Origin of the sequence: Streptomyces sp. SD31 (assembly GCF_052068475.1) — a bacterium.
Classification (GTDB): Bacteria; Actinomycetota; Actinomycetes; order Streptomycetales; family Streptomycetaceae; genus Streptomyces.
Genome location: NZ_JBQHCX010000007.1, coordinates 1 through 15,615 on the forward strand (window position 1 = coordinate 1; position 15,615 = coordinate 15,615).

A 15,615-nucleotide genomic window follows, 5' to 3' on the forward strand; every position below is an offset into this window, starting at 1 on the left:
AGGCGCGTCCGTTGCCCCAGTAGAGGTACGACTGCCCGTCGTCGTCCGTGAAGACCGCCGGGTCGATCATCTGGCCGCTGAACTGGCCCGCCTTGAGCAGCGGTTGACCGAGCGCGTCCTTGAACGGACCGGTCGGCGAGTCGGACACCGCCACTCCGATGTTGGCGTCGGCGCAGAAGTAGAAGTAGTACTTCCCGTCCTTCTCGGCGATCGCCGGCGCCCAGGCCCTGCTGTCCGCCCAGGAGACATCGGGACCGAGGTCGAGGATGACGCCGTGGTCCTTCCAGTGGACCAGGTCCGTGGAGGAGTACGCCTTGAACTGCGTACCGCTCCAGCCCGGGAAGCCGTCGGTGGTCGGGTAGAGGTAGAAGGTGTCGCCGAAGCGGACGATGTTCGGGTCGGCGGTGAGCCCCGGCAGGACCGGGCTCTTCATGACGATCGCCGAGACCGTCCAGGTGCGCTTCTTGCCGTCGGAGCCCGTCACCTCGTACGTCACCGGCTTGCTGAAGTCCTGCACGCTGCCGGAGGCCGGGCTGATCGCCGCGCCGTGGGCGAGGGTGAACTCCGGTGCCAGCGCGGTGAGATCGGTGCCCTCCTTCATCGGCAGCGTGATCCTGCTGCCGGTGTTGTCGACGAGGGCGTCGACCTTCAGCGCGGGGTCCGTCGCCTTGGCGATGCCCGCGGTGTTGCCGCTGAGCTCCATGACCTCCGCGGCCGTGAGGGCCCGGTCGTAGATGCGGAAGTCGTCGACCTCGCCGCCGAAGTACGGGTCGGCCGAGTACAGGGACTTGCCGATGTAGCCGCTGTAGTCCTTGTTCGCGTCGTACAGCTCGGACGGCTTGATGGTGACACCGGTCGCCCGGGCCGCCTGGATGCCGTCGACGTAGAGGACCATCGTGCCGGTCGTGCCGTCGAGGGTGACGGTGACGTGCCGCCACTCGCCGGGCGTGAGCTGCGAGCCGGCCGTCAGCTTCGACTCGGCCGACCAACTCGCCTTCGTGATGGCCGAGTAGAGACTGGAGCCGCCGTTCGAGGGGGTCGCGAAGAGGTACTTGTTGCTGTCGGGGCCGAGCCCGAACAGCCACTGGAAGCTGTCGCCGCCCTTCCACTTGGCGTACGTCGAGACGGTCACGCTGTCGGCGTCCTTCAGCACGCCGTTCGGGACACGGACGTACGGCGAGGTGGTCGAGGAGCCCGCACCGCCGGACATCTTGAACGAGCCGCCCTCGACGCCGGTGCCGAAGTCGGGCGTACGGACATAGGTGCCGTGGTAACCGTGTCCGCTGGAGTCACGGGCGATGTTGCCGCCGGTCTCGTCGAAGTCGTACTGCAGGAGCAGGTCGGCCGGGACGTCCGGTCCTTCCGCCGAGACGGTGACCTCGGCCCGGACCGGGATCGCGGCGCCGCCCGGCAGGCTTCCGGTCACGGTGAAGGTGCCGCTCTGCGCGTACTTCGACTCCGGGACGTCCTCCCAGGTGACGGCGACCGGGCGCTTGACGCCGTCGGCGTACTCGGCGATCACGGTGGCCGGCAGGACGGGCGCCTGGCCGGTCTTCGTCGTCACCTTCACGCCCTCCACGCTCTCCACGAGCTGGTCGGGCTGGTAGGCGCGCAGCAGGCGGTCGTACTCGGCCTGGGTGACCGGCAGGACGGTGCCGTGGCGGGGCTTGGCCGGCAGGTCGTAGCCGGTGGACGGGGTCCAGGTGCCGGAGGCCAGGTCGGTCGTCTCGAAGGGGATGTAGCCGCGGCCGCCGAACTCGTCGAGGAACGCGTACCACTTGTCCTCGGTGTTCGACTTGAACACCAGCGGCCCCTCGGCCGCGCTCATCGCGCCCTTGCCGATGCCCTCGGCGACGGCGTCCCAGGACAGGTCCAGCAGGGAGTCGCTCTTCTCCTCGAAGATGAACTTGCTGTTGGGCGTCGAGGAGGTGTTGTTCCGCTCGTCCTTGGAGAGACGGAAGTACGTCCCGTCGTGCGCGATCACCGTGGAGTCGATGACGGAGTAGCCGCGGTCGATCCACACCTTGGGCTCGCTGAAGGTGTAGAAGTCGCGGGTCGTCGCGTACATCATGCGGTTGTACGTGTTGCCGGAGTGCGCCTCGTTGTCGTACAGCTTCGACGCCCAGAAGACGACGTACTCACCGCGCTGTGCGTCGTAGAAGGCTTCCGGCGCCCAGGTGTTGCCGGCGCTGTCCGGAGAGACCTTGACCAGCCGCTGGTTCGTCCAGTGCACCAGGTCGGTGGACTCCCAGACCATGATGGACTTGCTGCCGGTGCGCTGGGAGGCGTCCCAGTCGCCGTTGCCGTAGATCCTGAGGTCGGTGGCGATCTGGTAGAACTTGTCGCCCTCCGGGGAGCGGATGATGAACGGGTCGCGCAGGCCCTTCTCGCCGAGCGTGGACGTCAGGACCGGCTTGCCGTCGTTCAACTCCCGCCACTTCAGCGGGTCGTTGCCCTTGCTGAGGGCGGCGTAGAGCTGCTCGCCGTCCGCGGTGCCCTCGCCCGTGAAGTAGCTGAACATGTAGCCCTTGAGGGCCTCGTGCTTCGGCAGTTCGGGCACCTTCGCGGTGAACGTGCGGGTCGTCTTTGCCTCGCCCTTGGTGACGGTGGCGGTCAGCTCGACGGTGGTGGCGCCGTCGCCGTGCGCGGGGCGGTGGACCACGCCGTCGGCGGAGACGACGTCCGGGTTCGCGGAGGACCAGGCGACCTCGGTGCCGTAGTCACCTTGTGCGGGGAGCGTCAGGTTGCCGCGTACGTCGTCGAGGTTGTGGACGCTGAGGGACTCGGCGGCCTGCTCGGTGGCCGTCTCGTCGTCGAAGGCGGGCAGGACCGTGACGTCGAAGGCCTTGGTGTCGGTCACCGCGCCCTTCTTGAGGGTCGCCGTGAGCGTGGCCGTGGCGTCCGGTTCGCCGGCCGTGGGGCGGGTCACCGCGCCGGAGTCGGACACGACGGCCGGGTTGTCGCTGGCCCAGCTGATCGAGGAGCCGCCGGCCGTGCCGGTCCTCGGCAGGTCGAGGTCGGCCGTGACCGCGCTGGTGTCCCCGAGGCTCAGCGCGGCCTTGTCGTCGGCGACGCCCTGCGTGGCGACGGGGAGGGCGAGTTGCTCGACCTCGGAGCCGGCGAGGGCGCGGTCGTAGACCCGGAAGTCGCGGATGCGGCCCTTGAAGAGCTTGTCGCCCGAGTAGACCGACTTGCCTATGTAGTTGGCGGTGGTGGTGCCGGAGCCGATGGCGCCGGGGGTGATGGTGACCGAGGTGTTGCGGCCGACCTCCACGCCGTCCTCGTACAGCACGCCGGTGCCGCCGGTCTGGGTGTAGGTGACGTGCTTCCACACCGAGCGGGTCAGATTGTGCGAGTCGGCGGGCCGGGTGGTCTGCTCCGTCGACCAGTTGCCGGTAGCGATGGACGTCCGGTAGGAGTTGCCGGTGGTGAACAGGTAGCCGTTGCCGCTGCTGCCGCTGGAGTTGCCGAAGCCGTAGAGGAAGTACGGCGTGGACTGCGTGGAGTCGATCCGCACGTCCATCGAGACGGTGATCGCGTCCATGCTCTTCATGACGTCGTTCGGCACCTTGACGTAGGTGTCCGAGCCGTTGAAGGCGAGCCCCTCACCGGTGCCCGACCAGTCGGCGGCGCCGCTCACCGTGCCGTCACGGCCGTTGCCGGAGGCGTCGGTCACGGTGCTGCCGGAGGTGGCGTCGAGCTTGTACCAGAGGGCGAGACCGTCCGTGATCTCCGCCGGTGCGGCCGTGTCCGCGGCTTGAGCGGGAACGGTGGACGCGGCGAGTCCCAGGACCAGCGACGCGGCGGTCAGTCCGGCGAGTCGACCCGCCAGGCGTCTCGCGCGGCCATGGACGCGTGCGATGTCGCGTGCGATGTGCGGCATGTGGAGTCCCTGCTGAGGCATGGCGGGGCCGCGGGCCTCGGCCATGGGCACCCTGCCGTTTCGGCTGTGTGACGTCGTGTTGCGAGAGTGTCAAACGGGGTGTGGTGCAGCGTCAAGAGGTTTCGAACAATGTCCGACAGGTCGAACATCGCGCATGGGAGTCAGCGATTCCGCCTCGCGCGGCGTGCCTCGGTCAGCAGGGGGAGGAGGGGCAGCAGGGAGATCACGACGACGAGGGCGACCAGCGGCAGCAGGAAATCGTCCACGTCGGGGACGGAGGCCCCGAGGGCGTATCCGGCCAGGACGAGACTCTGCGACCAGAGCAGCCCGCCGACGATCTGCCAGACGGTGAAGGTGCGGGTGGGCACGCCGAGCGCGCCCGCCGCCGGGTGCAGGACGGTGCGCACCATCGGGATGAAACGGCCGATCACCAGGGCCTTGCCGTAGCCGTAGCGAGCCAGAAGCCGCTCCGCGCGTGCCGCCGTCTCCCGCACGCCCCGTTTCGAAGTGCGGGCCAGCAGGGCACGCCCGCCGTGCCGCCCGAGCAGGAAGCCGACCTGGCCCCCCACGACGGCGCCGACCGCCGCGCCCAGCAGCACCTGCCACAGCACCAGCCGAGGCGCCTGCTGGGCGGTCCCCGCACACAGCACACCCGCCGGGAACAGCAGCGTGTCACCGGGCAGGAAGAAGCCGAACACCAGCAGCCCCGACTCCGCGAAGATCACCACGAGGACACCGAGCGCGCCGAAGGTCGCCAGCACCGAGGCACTGTCCATCGGGTTGACGGCGATCACCGCCATCACCTCCCGGCCGTCCTCGTAGGTCGCCCTCCCTCCAGCATCCCGTGCGGGGAGGGGTTCCTCCACGCGGTCCCGTACGGTGCGGCTCGAAGCCTCAGCCGCGGCCCTGACCGCCGGGCAGCGGCTGCTCGAACCAGACCACCTTGCCCGTGCTCACCCGCGTCGCTCCCCAGCGCAGTGCCAGTTGGTCGACCAGGAACAGTCCTCGGCCGCCCTCGTCGCTCAGCCGGGCGTGCCGCATCCTCGGCACCACCGGGGAGTCGTCGCCGACCTCGCAGCGCAGGACGTCCGTGCAGAGCAGTCGTAGCGTGATCGGCCGGGAGGCGAAGCGAACGGCGTTCGCCACCACCTCGCTGACCAGGAGTTCGGTGGACTCCACCAGGGAGTCGAGCCCCCACAGGTGGAGCGTCCTGCGGGTCAGCCGGCGGGCTTGTCCCGCGGTCTGCGGGCGAGGGGCCATGTACCAGTACGCGACCGTCTCCGGCAGGATGCCCTCGAACCGGGCGGCGAGCAGCGCGATGTCGTCGTCCCGGTCGCCCGCGCCCAGAGTGCCGAGCGCCTCGTCGCACAGCGTTTCCAGCACCGGCGGCACGGGGCCCGACGCGGCCGCGCGCAGCCGTGCCCGCAGCCGCTCCACCCCGGTCAGCACGTCCGCGTCACGGGACTCGACCAGGCCGTCGGTGTACAGCAGCAGCGTCGCCCCGGCCGGCGCGTGCAACTCGGTGGACTCGAATCCGCCGATGCCCACGCCGATCGGCGCTCCGGGCGGGACCCGCAGGATCTCCCCGCGACCGTCGGGGTGCAGGAGGACCGGCGGCAGATGGCCGGCGTTGGAGACCAGCAGCCGGTGCAGGACGGGGTCGTACATGGCGTAGAGGCAGGTCGCCGTGTGCTCGGTGCCCAGGCGCCCGGCCTGCTCGTCGAGATGGTGCAGGACCTCGTCGGGGGGCAGGTCGAGCAGGGCCAGGGTCTGCACGGTGGTGCGCAGCTGGCCCATGATCGCGGCCGATGTCATGGAGTGGCCCATCACGTCGCCGATGACGAGGGCGACACGGTTGCCGGGCAGCGGGATCGCGTCGTACCAGTCGCCGCCGACCTGGGCGGTCCGCGAGGCGGGCAGGTAGCGACTGGCCAGCTTGACCCCGGGGGGCTCGGGCAGGGACGGCGGGAGCATCGTGCGCTGCAGCGCGTCCGCGACCGATGCCTCGCGCGCGAACAGCATCGCCTTGTCGATGCCCAGCGCGGTGTGAGTGGCGAGTTGGGAGGCCACGAGAAGGTCGTCGCCGGTGAAGTCGGTCCGGCCGGGTCCGCGGAGGAGGACGACGCTGCCCAGGGCATGGCTACGGCCGTGCAGCGGGGCGATGATCAGCCGTTGCCCGGGCGGCATGGCCTGCCGAGCCTTCGCGCCGCCCAGCAGCTCGGCCGCGGTGGAGGCGACGCCCGCGGTGCTCCCGAGCACCGGCCGCCCCTCCTTCAGCAGCTTGGCGAGTTGACCGTCGGCGGCCGGGCGTACGACTTCCGCCGGCTGCACGGGCGGCTCGGAGCGAGGGGGGTTCGGAAGGCCAGGGGCGACCGGAATGCCGGGGGCGGCCGGAGAGTCAGGGGAGGTCGGGGAGGCCGTAGCGGCCGGGGTGGCCGGGGTGGCCGCGGTGGCCGGGGTGGCCGGTTCCTGCGGGGAGACGCGGTCCGTGGTGTGCAGTCGCAGGACGCCGGGAGCGGCGGGAGCGGCGGGAGCGGCGGCGACCTCGTCGCCGACCGGCAGCGGATCGTACAGATGGACGAACGCCGCGTCGGCGAATGCGGGAACGGCCGTCCGGCACAGCTCGTACAAGGTCTCGTCGAGGTTCATACCGCGGGCGATCTGCCGGGTCGCCGCGTCGAGATAGCGGAGCCTGTCGGTCTGCGGCTCGATGACGTCCGGCACGTCGCGCCGTGGAGCCCCCAGCCCGGCGGCAGGGGCTCTCGCGGGCGCGGGCGTCGGCAGCATCGCCGGGTCACTGTCGTGCGAACCGGGACGCCTTGCCGAGTGGGTCAGGTCCTCGGCCTCGTCGGCACGGTCGTTGGATGGCGCTGACGGCGCTGACGGCGCTGACGGGGTTGACGGAGCGGAGTGCTGCGGCCGAGGTGGCCGATGCGGGAGCGCGGCGTGCCGTTGCGCGCCGGCCGCCTGCCTGCCGGTGCCTTCACCGGCCCCGAGACGCTTCGTCATCGTGTCCTTCCCGCCGTGCGGGCCCGCGCCGGAGCGGGCGGATCAGGAGTCGTCGGCAGGGCGCCGTCGGCAGCGCAGGAAGATCTGCACCTCGGGCTGGACGTCCGCGCTCGCGGGAGCGTACGTGTACGAGGACTCGTCGGTGATCTCGAAACCGGCCGCCTCGACGACGTCGCGCAGCTCGTCCCTCAGATAGCCGGAGACCCGGATGCTCTCGCCGATGAACGGGATCGCGAAGTCGTCCACATCGGCCTCCACCATCGACAGCGCGAAGAGGCCGCCCGGAACCAGCAGGTGGTGGACGGTTCGCAGGGCGAGCGGGATCTCGGCGCGCGGGAGCATGAGCAGCGAGAAGAACGCCACCACCGCGTCGAAGCGGCCGAGGTCCAAAGGGCCTCCGGGCCGCAGATCCGCGATGTCCGCCCGATGGAACTCCCCGGTGGGCACCTGCCGGCGGGCCAGCGAGACCATCTGGTCCGACAGATCGACACCGACGACCTCGAAGCCCGCCTCCGCCAACTGGCGCGCCGTCGGGAGCCCGGTGCCGCACCCCAGGTCCAGCACGCGGGACCCGGCCGGCAGGGACACACCGAGCCACTCGGCGGACGCGACCTGCCCTTCCTTGTGGGGAAAGGCCGCGTCATAGCGCTCACCGATGGCGTCGAAGGCCTCGGCCTGGCCTGTGCGGTCGAGCTGCATATTGCCGTAGTCGACCTTGTCAGCGGAGCTGCTCACGGGATTCTCCTCTGATGCCTATAGGCGATTTTGGCACAGTTGTACGGGTGTGGGTGCGGCCTGGGGAGTGTGGGTGCGGCGGCGTGGGGAGTGTGGCTGCGGCCTGGGGAGCGGCGACGAGCCCCTCATGCCCCTGACGAGGGTCGGACCGTGAGGATCTGCTGGGCTTGACCGACCGGGCCGTCGACGTCGTGCAGGACCGTACTGGTGAGGCCCTGTCCGGAAGGGCCGAAGGTGACGGTGGTATCCAGTCCCGTCCAGGCCCCTCGCGGCTGTCGGTGGAGATGGACGGTCAGGTCGACATTGGGGAAGATCCATGCGCTGGCGGCCGGCGGACGGCGATGCCGTTGGCCGTGTCGACCAGGGCGAGATACGACGCGAGCGGGCTGACGGGAACGCCGGCGACCAGATCCAGTGGCTGGAGACCCAGACGGTCGCACGGCCCGGTCGGGGCGGTGCGACGGGGCGGACGTCCAGGGAGGCTATGTAGCCGCCGGGCCATAGGTCGGACATCGGCCACGAGGTGAGTGACTCCGGCGAGGTGAGGCGGTCGTCGGAGCCGCCCGCCTGCGCCGGGTGCAGCGGCTGGAGGCCGACGGTGTCATCCGCGGCTACCGGGCCGTGATCGACCCGGCCTCCGTGGGCCGCTCCTTCGAGGTCCTGATCGACCTCAGTCTCGAGGCGCAGGACGCGGAGACGGTCGAGCGCTTCGAGAAGACCTCGCGCAGGCGGAAGAAGTACGGGAGCTGCGGCGGCTGTTCGGCAGCCGCGACTACTTCGTACGCGTGGCTGTCGCCGATCTGCCGGCGGCCTACGAGGCCTTCCTTAGCCGGCGAGTCCTGACCATTCCCCGGATCAAGAACGTGACCTCGCATTTCACAATGAAGACCGTCAAGCCGGGCCCGTAGAGGGGGCGGCAAACCGTGCTGCTGAGTGGCCGGTTGTCGTATCAGGTCGGTGGGCGATACAGCCACAGCCTGAGCAGCCGGCTGAGTGACGGCATGATCAGGTAGGTCAGGGACGGCAGGAGTACGGCCGGGAAGAGCGCGGCGCGCAGCGGCAGGGGCCAGTCGGCGGTCGCGGGTACGACCAGCCACTGCAGCAGGAGTACGAGGGGGTAGGCGGCCAGCAGAGTGGTCAGGGCCATCTTCCAGCGGGGCGGGGAGTGCACTGTCGTGCCCGGCAGGCTGAACCAGGTCTCCATGCCGGTCGTGGCCTGCCGCTCACTGCTGATCTCGGTCGCGATGTCGGCGATCCGCCGGTGCCATTCCGCTCGCTCGGGGGAGACCAGCCACGCCTTCAGCCGTTCCGGGTCGCTGAAACGTGCGATGGCGTGGAACAGGTGCCCCTTCTCGGGCCGTACCCAGACGACACCCTCGCTGCCCGGGAACTTCGAGGCGGTCCGTGTGACACCGTGCGTCCATTCCTCGAACTGCGCCTCCCGGCCGGGCCGCACCTGCCAGGTGAAGACGGCGGTGACGGCTCGGTTTCGCTGTACGCCGGGCGTTCTGGTCGTGCTCATGAATGACCGGGTGCCACGGTGGTCACGGCCCATGCACGCGACGCCGGGGCGTTTCCGGGCGGCGGCCGAGCACACGTCCGGCCCACCGCAGGCGTGGCGTTGCATTCATGCCGGGTCTGTTGCATGCCGACGCTTGATCGGTGGCTCCCGGCGACGAGTTGGCCGGGGAACGGCTGCGGCTGGAAGCGGTGTGGCTCGGGCGGCAGGGCACCGGGCCCGGGTCGCTGCGTCTGGCCGCGCGGACGGTGGGCTTGGCCGACCAGCTCGATGTGCGGACGGTGCTGACCAACGCGGTGCGCTACGCCGACTCTGAAACCGGCCGCCGGAATCGATCTCGACAACCCCGACCACGTCGACCTGAACGACCGCCTGGCCTTCGAACTCATCCACGCGTCCGAGTCCGTCGGCCTCTTCCAGCTCGATTCTTCGTCCAGTCCGAGCGTGTTGCCGGATGCAGCGTCAGGTCCAACCGCGGCCGACTCCAATAGGAACGCTGTCGCCAGCCGCAAACTGCAAGCTGCTGGGCCGGTTTCGGCCCGGCGGTCAGCGGGTGTGGCGGCGGACCGCGTCGACTGCTCGCACGGTCACCCCGGTGTGCCGTTTTCGCGCAAGGTGACCGGTCTGCTGAGGGGGCCTGCCGGTTGCACCTGTTGTATCGCGTCGGTCACCTGACCGAGGAGCGCCTGCAGTTGGGTGGAGTCCTTGGCGCCGAGCTTCTCGGTGATCTGCTGTTCGATCTCCGCGATCACGGAGTCGGCCTTGCGCAGGGCGTCGCGGCCGGCGTCGGTGAGGTGGAGCTCCTGCACGTGACGGTGGCGCGGGTGTGGCCGGCGTTCCAGTTGGCCCCGGCCCTCCAGCCGGGTCACCAGGGAGGCCACCGCCTGCGGGGTGACGTTCAGGCGGCGGGCCAGTTCCGCTCCGGCCAGGCCGGGATCGACGTGGACGGCGATGAGCAGCGAATAGTGTGCCGCCGCCATGCCCAGCGAGCGCAACCGTTGCTCCTTCAGGGCTGTCACGGCCAACTCCGCCCGCCGCAGTGCCCAGGTCACCCGGTCCAGTGCGTCGGCGCCGACCGGCCCCTCGTCATGCAGCGTCATACGGAGAGAATACGACACTGGTCTCCTATCAAACGTTTGACATCATGCAGGTACTTGAATCACGCTGTCCTCATGCCTCGTACTCTTGCTCTCATCACCGGTGCCTCCTCCGGTATAGGCGCCGCCTACGCCCGCCTCCTCGCCGCCGACTGCGACTTCGTCCTGGTGGCCCGAAGGGCCGACCGCCTTTCCGAGCTCGCGGACGAACTCCGCGCGGCCGGCGCCGCCGTGGAGGTCCTGCCCGCGGACCTCGGGAACCACGACGGCCTCACCGTCGTGACCAAGCGCATCGCCGCCGGCGATGTCCGGCTGCTGATCAGCAACGCGGGCGACGGCGGCTACGCTCCCCTGGCCGACGTCGCCCCGGAGGAGATCGACCGCCTGCTCACACTCAACGGCGTGGCGTCCGTCCAACTCGCGCGCGCCGCCCTGCCCGGCATGCTGACCGCGGGGGAAGGAACGATCGTCACGGTCGCCTCACTGCTGGCCTTCAGCGCCGGGCAGAGCAACCCGCACATGCCGCCCCGCACCATCTACAACGCCGCCAAGGCCGCCACCGTCGCCTTCACCCGCACCCTCACCCACGAACTCGCCGACACCCCCATCCGCACCCAGGTGGTCTGCCCGGGCGTGGTGGCGACGGAGTTCAGCGGCGGATACGGAAGGAACATCCCCTCCGCCATGACCGCGGAAGGCGTGGCCCGAGCCAGCCTCGCCGGCCTGCGCCTGGGCGAGACGATCTGTGTACCGGGCCTGGAGGACCACACCGCCGCACTCGACGCCTTCCTCGCCGCCGAGACCGCCCTGCTCACGGGCGGCAACGTCCCCATCCCCGCCACCCGCTACAGCCAACCGCACTCACAGCCCACGCGCTGAGGACCGAGTCCGCAGGAGGAATCGCCCGCAGCATCGCTGTGACCTGCGTGATCCCTCCCGCTCGCCGACGCCGCCAAGGCCCATGACCCAAGCGTCTGCGGCCACCAGGGCGGCACGCTCATCCTGTGCCTGTTGCGAAGGTCTCGGGGTCCGCCCGACGGGCGGGCCCCGCAGCACCCGGTACAGGCGATCGCAAGGCGACGTGTCGTCCTCGTGCCGGACGTCCGTGGGCCATCCTGAGACCGCAGCACGGGGTCCCCGCTCAAGCGAAGCCGAGAGCGGGTGAGCGCCTCCTGCGCGCCGACGGCGAGCAGGTCAACCACAAGCTCATTTGGTGAGCCGGCGGAAGCAGGCGAGGGTGCAGGCGGCGGCATCCAGTCGGTCAGGCGCCGGTGCGTTCGAACGTCCAGCGGTGGCGGCCCAGGCGGCTCGAGGGCTCCATGCCCTTGCGGGTGACGCCGCGCTTGCGCGGCCAACGACTCGGGCGGACGTGGCCGTACCCCGTGTCGGCGTGGAGCTTGGCCGGTCGGCGTCGGCGCGGATCGCGGCGGGAGCGGTTGGCGGGGATTCCGCAGACGTTTCAGGGCCTGGTTGTCGCGCAGGTTCGTGCCGGACCAGTCATGCGGTCCGCGTGTGGTGGCCTTGTGCCTGCCGCCCGGGGAGGGGCTGGCCACTGCGCCCGGGAGCCAACGGCGTTAAGGGGTGGAAGGGCCGGGGAGTTCCACCACCACCGATTCCGGAGATCCCCACGGTTCCTCCAACGCGGCCCGAAGTGCGGTGACGGTATCCGCACCGACGCGCCCGGCGAGCGCGGCTTCGAGCCCTGCCAGTATCTGCATCGTCTCTGCGCGGCGCCGAGCACCGGCCGCCGTGAGGAGTACGAGCTTCGACCGGGCGGAGTGCGGATCGCTCTCCACGGTCACCACGCCCAGGGCGACGAGTTCATGGACCCACTGGTGCGCGGTCGGGGCGCTGACGCCCAGACGCCGGGCCAGCTCGGCGATGCTCGCCCCTTCTGACGGGAGCTGACTGAGCAGGGTCACGTGTGCCGCGCTGATGGCCGACCCGTCTTCCTGGGCCTCGAACGCAGTGGTCAGGGCGGTTCGGAACCAGTTGTGTGCGCGCCACAGCAGCCGGATGAGCGGCTCGGATTCAGACGGGGAGGAGGACATGTGGTCCTGCTTTCACGGTGGGGCGATTGGTTCGGCGCGGTCTGCCGATCGTAAGCCGGTCAGACCTGGCGCCCAACATTGCCGGAGCTTCCCAGATCCCCCTTCATTAGGTAGCCTACGATTAGGTTACCTAATGGTGGGATCGGATCGATCCCACCGCTCCGACCTATGTCCCCGATTCCCGTAAAAACGATGGAAGGCAGGACGATGACGACAGGATCGCCTGTATCCCCCCTCGCCGCGGGCACCTCGCGGCGGCGTCTGCTGGCCGTCGCGGCCGGCGCCACCGCCGGCACGGCAGCCCTCGCGGCCCCGGCCTCCGCCGCCCAGACCACCGCCTCCACGTCGGCCGGGACCGCCACCGGCCGCCTGGGGCGCCGCATGAAGGTGATCGCAGTCGAAGAGGCGTTCTCCGTTCCGGAGCTGATCCCGTGGCCGGGCGAAGCCCGGATGCCCCCCGGCTGGGGGCAGGAGTGGGGGCGCCGGCTCGCCGACTTCACGGAGTTGCGGCTGGCGGACATGGACAAGCACGGCGTGGACATACAGGTCCTGTCGCTCACCTCACCCGGCGTGGAGGCCATCGAGGACCCCTCCGAGGCCGTGGCCACGGCCCGCCGGGTCAACGACCGCCTGGCCGACGTGGTCGCCGCCCACCCGACAAGGTTCGCCGGCTTCGCAACCCTGCCGTTCCAGGATCCGAAGGCCGCCGTGGCCGAACTGCGCCGGGCGGTGGAGCAACTCGGCCTCAAGGGAGTCCTGCACAACGACCACGTTCTGGGCCACTACCTCGACGAGCCGCAGTTCCGGCCGGTGTGGGCCGAGCTTGAACGGCTCGGCGTGACGCTCTACCTCCATCCCGCGCTCTTCCCCGCCGATCAGTGGCGGGTGTTCCAGGGGCATCCCGTGCTGAGCGGGCCGTCCTGGGGATGGACAGCGCAGGTCGGCGCCCATGCACTTCGCCTGATCTACGGTGGAGTGTTCGACGAGTTCCCTCGGGCCTCGGTGACGCTGGGGCACATGGGCGAACTGCTGCCTTTCCAGCTGGCCCGGCTCGACAGCCGCTACCACCAGGCCGACCCCAAGGGCAGGCCACGCCACCTGCCCTCCCACTACCTGCGGCACAACCTCTACGCGACCACCAGCGGCGTCTTCTCCCACGCGGCCCTCCTCGGAGCCGTCCAGGCCATCGGCGCCGACCGGCTGCTGTTCGCCGTCGACTACCCCTATGAATCAACCGCCGAGGCAGTCGAGTTCCTCCGCACAGCGCCGTTCTCCCGTGCCGACCTCAAACGCATCGCACACCGCAACGCGGCACACCTGCTGAACCTCTGATCAAGACAGCAGCAGGTGAGGAGTATGGCTGGGCCGACGGCACAGACATGTGCCGTCGGCCCAGCCCGTGAGCACCGGCACCGAATGCCGGGTGTCCTGAGTTCATGGGATCCGCCCGCCCGTCGATGGCGTTGGTACGCAGCTTGAGCAGACCTTCAAGCGGTGATGCTCGTCCGGCTGGGCGCGACTTCCGTCGGGCAGGGCCTGGCCCACCACACCGACAGCAAGAACGAATCCTCCGCACCTTGGGAAGACAGGCTCAGGCCATGGCAGACGCACTTCTGACCGACACCACCACGGGAACCGTTCGCGGATGCGCACTCCCCGACGGAGGCCGCCTCTTCGCCGGCATCCCCTTCGCCGCACCCCCGGTGGGCGAGCTGCGGTTCCGCCCGCCCCAGCCGCCCCGGCCGTGGCAGGGTGTCCGCCGGGCCGACCGCTTCGCACCGGCGCCCGCGCAGGGCGCGTCTTCCCTGATGTCGGAGGCGAGCCAGAAGTCCTCCTTCCCCACCTTTCCTACGGCGGAGATCCGGGAGACGTCCGAGGACTGCCTGTATCTCAACGTCTGGACGCCCACGACGAAGGCCGAGGACGCCGTCCGCCCCGTCATCGTCTGGATCTACGGCGGCGGATACGACGCCGGCTCCGCCGCACCCCCCTATAGCGACGGGGCGGCTCTCGCCCGGCAGACCGGCGCGGTCGTCGTCACCGCCAACTACCGCCTGGGAGCCCTCGGTTTCCTGCACCTGGCCGACCTCGGCAGCCAGTGGGCCGGGTCCACCAACCTCGCCCTGCAGGACCAGATGGCCGCCCTGCGCTGGGTACGGGACAACATCGCCTCCTTCGGCGGTGACCCCGGCAACATCACCCTTGCAGGGCAGTCCGCCGGTGCCTTCTCCATCGGAGCCCTGCTGGCCGCCCCCGCGGCCGTCAGCCACTTCCACAAGGCGATCCTCCAGAGCGGCAGCACGTCCCGGATCTTCGATCGGGCCACCGCCACCACCATGGCCGAGGATCTGATCACCGCACTCCGCCTCGACGGCCCGGAGGACCTGCTCACCGTCGCCTGCCGGCGGATCCTGGATGCGCAGAGCACGGTCGTCACCGGCGACATCGGGCAGCGCAACCTGCCCGGCGGCCGGTCCTGGGGTGCCGTACTCGACGGCAGCGTGCTGCCCGTCGCGCCGCAGCAGGCCGTCGCCCACGGCGCCGCCGCCGACATCCCCCTGCTCGTCGGCGCCACCCGCGACGAAGTCCGCGTCTTCCAGATGATCGGCGGCGACTCCTTCCGCCCCGAGAGCGAAACAGCCTTGTACACCGAAATGCGGCGCGCCGGTGTCACGGAGCCGGAGAAGCTCCTCGACGCCTACCGGAGCCGCACCGCCGACCCCGACGACCTTTCAGCCCTGCGCAGCGCCTTCCTCACCGACGCCCTCTACCGGATCCCGGCCACGCGTCTGACCCAGGCCCAGGCAGGGGCGGGAGGCCGCGCCTACCACTACCTCCTCGTCGACGAACCGTGCGGACCGGCCATGGGCGCCTTCCACGGCGCCGACCTGCTCCACGTCTTCGACAAACTGTCCGATGTCGGCGCCGACACCCCTGAACACCTCACCGCCCGCGACACCCTCGTCGGCGCCTGGGCCGCCTTCGCCGCCACCGGCTCCCCGGGCTGGCCGCCGTATGCCCCGGAAGCCGCGGGCAACTCCCGGGCCATCGGCGGCTCCCCGGCCGTAACCGACCACATGATCACCGAACCCCCGGCCGACGATGTCACCGCCCGCCAGTACGAGATCCTGCCTTTCGAGACCGACCCCATCGTCACCGTCACCGACGGCTGACGCACCCGCCAGCCGCAGCAGTTGCCGTTCGGGGATCGGTCACCGTGACCGATCCCCGAACGCTGGCACAAAGCGCCTATTTCCGACCTACGGCCTTTGGCTGCCGATTCGGAGTTCAGAAGGCACTCAGCTCACTCCTTTGGCTGGT

11 protein-coding genes and 2 pseudogenes are annotated in these 15,615 nt (G+C 70.3%); 5 read left to right on the forward strand and 8 right to left on the reverse strand.

The window, feature by feature from the left end; all coding sequences use genetic code 11:
- The 5 genes and pseudogenes from ACTMVF_RS16425 to ACTMVF_RS16445 all read right to left on the reverse strand — a co-directional run.
- A partial coding sequence (locus ACTMVF_RS16425; protein WP_441271780.1) for an immunoglobulin-like domain-containing protein occupies positions 1 to 3,883 on the reverse strand: 3,883 nt, incomplete at its 3' end.
- A 161-nt stretch (positions 3,884 to 4,044) separates the two neighbouring features.
- Positions 4,045 to 4,677 carry a DedA family protein gene (locus ACTMVF_RS16430; protein ID WP_441272080.1) on the reverse strand — a complete coding sequence of 211 codons (633 nt, stop codon included), beginning with the start codon at positions 4,675 to 4,677 and terminating at the stop codon, positions 4,045 to 4,047.
- Between the two features lie 100 nt (positions 4,678 to 4,777).
- Complete coding sequence (locus tag ACTMVF_RS16435; protein WP_441271781.1) at positions 4,778 to 6,670, reverse strand: SpoIIE family protein phosphatase; 1,893 nt, start codon at positions 6,668 to 6,670, stop codon at positions 4,778 to 4,780.
- Between the two features lie 264 nt (positions 6,671 to 6,934).
- Positions 6,935 to 7,591: a class I SAM-dependent DNA methyltransferase gene (locus tag ACTMVF_RS16440; protein ID WP_441272081.1), complete on the reverse strand. Its 657-nt coding sequence runs from the start codon at positions 7,589 to 7,591 to the stop codon at positions 6,935 to 6,937.
- A 161-nt stretch (positions 7,592 to 7,752) separates the two neighbouring features.
- Positions 7,753 to 8,200, reverse strand: a pseudogene (locus tag ACTMVF_RS16445) (thioesterase family protein); the annotation flags it as partial.
- A gap of 182 nt (positions 8,201 to 8,382) precedes the next feature.
- Here ACTMVF_RS16445 and ACTMVF_RS16450 point away from each other — a divergent pair.
- On the forward strand, positions 8,383 to 8,535 hold the full coding sequence (locus ACTMVF_RS16450) for an Lrp/AsnC ligand binding domain-containing protein (protein ID WP_441272082.1): 153 nt from the start codon (positions 8,383 to 8,385) through the stop codon (positions 8,533 to 8,535).
- Positions 8,536 to 8,576: 41 nt separating this feature from the next.
- Here the strand turns inward: ACTMVF_RS16450 and ACTMVF_RS16455 are convergent, their stop codons facing one another.
- Positions 8,577 to 9,149, reverse strand: coding sequence for an antibiotic biosynthesis monooxygenase (locus ACTMVF_RS16455; RefSeq protein ID WP_441271782.1), 573 nt, complete (start codon positions 9,147 to 9,149; stop codon positions 8,577 to 8,579).
- Between the two features lie 140 nt (positions 9,150 to 9,289).
- Here ACTMVF_RS16455 and ACTMVF_RS16460 point away from each other — a divergent pair.
- Positions 9,290 to 9,469: pseudogene (locus ACTMVF_RS16460) on the forward strand (hypothetical protein); the annotation flags it as partial.
- Positions 9,470 to 9,733: 264 nt separating this feature from the next.
- On the opposite strand, the gene ACTMVF_RS16465 reads toward ACTMVF_RS16460, so the two are convergent.
- Positions 9,734 to 10,246 (reverse strand): MarR family winged helix-turn-helix transcriptional regulator, encoded by a 513-nt coding sequence (locus ACTMVF_RS16465; RefSeq protein WP_441271783.1) that lies wholly within the window; start codon positions 10,244 to 10,246, stop codon positions 9,734 to 9,736.
- A 72-nt stretch (positions 10,247 to 10,318) separates the two neighbouring features.
- On the opposite strand from ACTMVF_RS16465, the gene ACTMVF_RS16470 reads away from it, so the two are divergent.
- Complete coding sequence (locus tag ACTMVF_RS16470) at positions 10,319 to 11,122, forward strand: SDR family NAD(P)-dependent oxidoreductase (protein WP_441271784.1); 804 nt, start codon at positions 10,319 to 10,321, stop codon at positions 11,120 to 11,122.
- Between the two features lie 695 nt (positions 11,123 to 11,817).
- On the opposite strand, the gene ACTMVF_RS16475 is transcribed toward ACTMVF_RS16470, so the two are convergent.
- Positions 11,818 to 12,294 (reverse strand): MarR family winged helix-turn-helix transcriptional regulator, encoded by a 477-nt coding sequence (locus ACTMVF_RS16475; RefSeq protein ID WP_441271785.1) that lies wholly within the window; start codon positions 12,292 to 12,294, stop codon positions 11,818 to 11,820.
- Positions 12,295 to 12,501: 207 nt separating this feature from the next.
- On the opposite strand from ACTMVF_RS16475, the gene ACTMVF_RS16480 reads away from it, so the two are divergent.
- Both ACTMVF_RS16480 and ACTMVF_RS16485 read left to right on the forward strand, forming a co-directional pair.
- Positions 12,502 to 13,626, forward strand: coding sequence for an amidohydrolase family protein (locus ACTMVF_RS16480; RefSeq protein WP_441271786.1), 1,125 nt, complete (start codon positions 12,502 to 12,504; stop codon positions 13,624 to 13,626).
- 266 nt (positions 13,627 to 13,892) lie between these two features.
- Complete coding sequence (locus ACTMVF_RS16485) at positions 13,893 to 15,467, forward strand: carboxylesterase/lipase family protein (protein WP_441271787.1); 1,575 nt, start codon at positions 13,893 to 13,895, stop codon at positions 15,465 to 15,467.
- Positions 15,468 to 15,615 lie beyond the last annotated feature (148 nt).

Bases quoted from the DNA above. Each gene is read 5' to 3' on its own strand.
- ACTMVF_RS16435 (WP_441271781.1), bottom strand. From the start codon at position 6,670: ATGCTGCCGACGCCCGCGCCCGCGAGAGCCCCTGCCGCCGGGCTGGGG.
- ACTMVF_RS16440 (WP_441272081.1), bottom strand. From the start codon at position 7,591: ATGCAGCTCGACCGCACAGGCCAGGCCGAGGCCTTCGACGCCATCGGT.
- ACTMVF_RS16455 (WP_441271782.1), bottom strand. From the start codon at position 9,149: ATGAGCACGACCAGAACGCCCGGCGTACAGCGAAACCGAGCCGTCACC.
- ACTMVF_RS16465 (WP_441271783.1), bottom strand. From the start codon at position 10,246: ATGACGCTGCATGACGAGGGGCCGGTCGGCGCCGACGCACTGGACCGG.
- ACTMVF_RS16470 (WP_441271784.1), top strand. From the start codon at position 10,319: ATGCCTCGTACTCTTGCTCTCATCACCGGTGCCTCCTCCGGTATAGGC.
- ACTMVF_RS16475 (WP_441271785.1), bottom strand. From the start codon at position 12,294: ATGTCCTCCTCCCCGTCTGAATCCGAGCCGCTCATCCGGCTGCTGTGG.
- ACTMVF_RS16480 (WP_441271786.1), top strand. From the start codon at position 12,502: ATGACGACAGGATCGCCTGTATCCCCCCTCGCCGCGGGCACCTCGCGG.
- ACTMVF_RS16485 (WP_441271787.1), top strand. From the start codon at position 13,893: ATGGCAGACGCACTTCTGACCGACACCACCACGGGAACCGTTCGCGGA.